This window comes from bacterium (assembly GCA_040755755.1).
In the GTDB taxonomy this organism is placed as follows: Bacteria; SZUA-182; SZUA-182; order DTGQ01; family DTGQ01; genus DTGQ01.
Window position 1 is genome coordinate 1 of record JBFLZW010000059.1, and the last position, 2,144, is coordinate 2,144.

The 2,144-nt window shown below is 55.5% G+C and carries 1 protein-coding gene; it reads right to left on the bottom strand.

Going from position 1 to position 2,144, the window contains the following annotated elements:
* Nucleotides 1-2,144: polyketide synthase dehydratase domain-containing protein (locus AB1611_17530; protein MEW6381385.1), on the bottom strand; the 2,144-nt coding region annotated here is incomplete at both ends.

The window sequence follows — 2,144 nt, forward strand, 5'->3', positions numbered from 1 at the left end:
AGCAGGGCGGGTATCTGATCCTGATTGGCTTTATCAGTGTCGTCCTGAGTGCCTTTGCCGGCATCGTCCTGGGTGTCCTTATCAGTCTCGCTTCCAAAAGCTATCTCCTGCCAGCGCCTGACAAATCGTTCTCCTCCCGCATAGCGGATATCAACCTCATCCTCACACCCGGTGCAAAGCTCAGCCAGCAGTATGCTGAGTATTTCTAAAGCGGTTGCCCTGGATTGGGGCTGGGGCGACTCGCTCCACTCCTCCCCCCCCTCTATTCCCACTGTCTTATAGATAAGCCTTGGATTTTCAAGGCGAATGGTTTTGATCAGGCCACTTGCAGCCGCATACTGTGGCTGTGGATAGTCGCCTGGACTCGGATAGACATACAGCAGCCTGACTTTCCTCCTGGACTTTTGCTCCTGAGCCCTCTCCTGCTCCATGAGTGCCTGGCTGAGATAGCATATCGAATACATCCCCTGATCAAGCCAGGCTTTGAAATCAGGCTGACTGGCCGGATTCAGACCTGTTGGGTAATCACCCTCTGGGTTCATCGGCCCCATTGGCCCTGGCGGCCATAATGACCACAGGTGAAAAATGATATCCGGCATCACCTGCCTGCTGGCCAGGTTCTCAATTAACCGGAAGTAGTCCTGCCGGTTGCCGGGATTAATTTCATACATGAGCTCACCAATCTCACGGTATTCCTGTCCCGGCTTGACAATGATGAGCTGTGCCCTGTTTTCACCCCGTGCAGTCATCATTTCCTGCATGAGCTGGGAAACCTGCACATTGGTATCCTCAATAGCATCCTCACTGCTGCCCTCCCCGGTATTCCCATGAGTCTCAAAGATAAGCACATGCCCTGAAAGAGCAGCACCCTCTGCCACCACCACATCCTGACCAGCCTCAGCAGTCTTAATGGCCTGGCAGCATTCCCCTGACTTCTCCCACACACTGCGGCAATACATCCTGACCAATTCCTCATCAGCCTGCTTGACCAGTACCCCGTCAGCCTGACTGACTAGTGTCCCACCAGCCTGGGCTTTTCTCGCTTCGGTGTTCCCACTAATCCCACTGATGATGCGCGATCCCTTTTGGGGTTGCCTGAGTGCCCGGAGGGAGAAGTCCTTCATGCTCACCAGCACTTGGCCGTCTTCATCTGCAAGCTGAATGTTGTATCTTTTGACCCTGGACCGTGCAGAGGGCAGATTTTCTGCTGGCAAATCCCTGGCTGGCAAATCCCTGGCTGACAACTTCTTGCCTGGCTTATCTTCGGCTACAGTCACATAGGCATAGCAGGTCTCAGGCAGCAGGGGGCTGATAATCTCCACCTCTCCCAGGGCAAAGGGAAGATAGAGAGCATCGGCAGAGCTTTTTTCCTGACCTTCGGACTGGCTGGCCATAAGTCCTGCCACTGTCTGCAATGCCCCGTCCATCAGGGAAGGATGAAGCCCGAATTCCTGAATGCTGCCCTTAAGATTCTGCGGCACCTCGAGGCGTGCCAGGGCCTCTTTCCCATTGAAGAAAAGCTCCCTGATGGTCTGAAAGCCCGGCCCGTACTTAAGCCCTCCACTCTGGAAAGCCTGATAGCACTCCTGAGCGCTTTTCAATCCATGACATCGAGCCTTGATGGCTTCAATATCGATGAGCTGTGCCCCTGCGGTTTCAAGGCCCTGGCCATCATAGACCAGCTTTCCCTGACTGTGCACCACCCGCCGGTTGCCCTCGCCAGTGGTACTCACCTCATACTCCACCCTGTCCTGCTGCTGTGGATACAGGCTGATGTGTACCTGCTGGGGGGATGCGGCCACCGTGACCGGTTGTGCCCAGACAATATCCCTGAGCCCCCTGACCTTTCTCTCTCCGCTGATCTCACCTGCGGCCCGCGCCATCTCAAGGTAAGCCACGCCAGGCAGTACCTTGTGCTCACCCACCACATGGTCAGCCAGGAAAAACTCGTCTCCGCTCAGCCAGGTCGAAAACCTTTGTTCCCGTAAGGTTGAAGTATTGCCGCCAATCAGAGGATGAAGCCCTGAAACCTGGCCCACCGCAACCTGGCCCTGGCTTGTATACGCCCTGGCCGGGCTGATGACGTCCCTGACTGTAACCCAATGCCTTTCTCTGGCAAAAGGGTAGGCAGGCAGAGATATGCG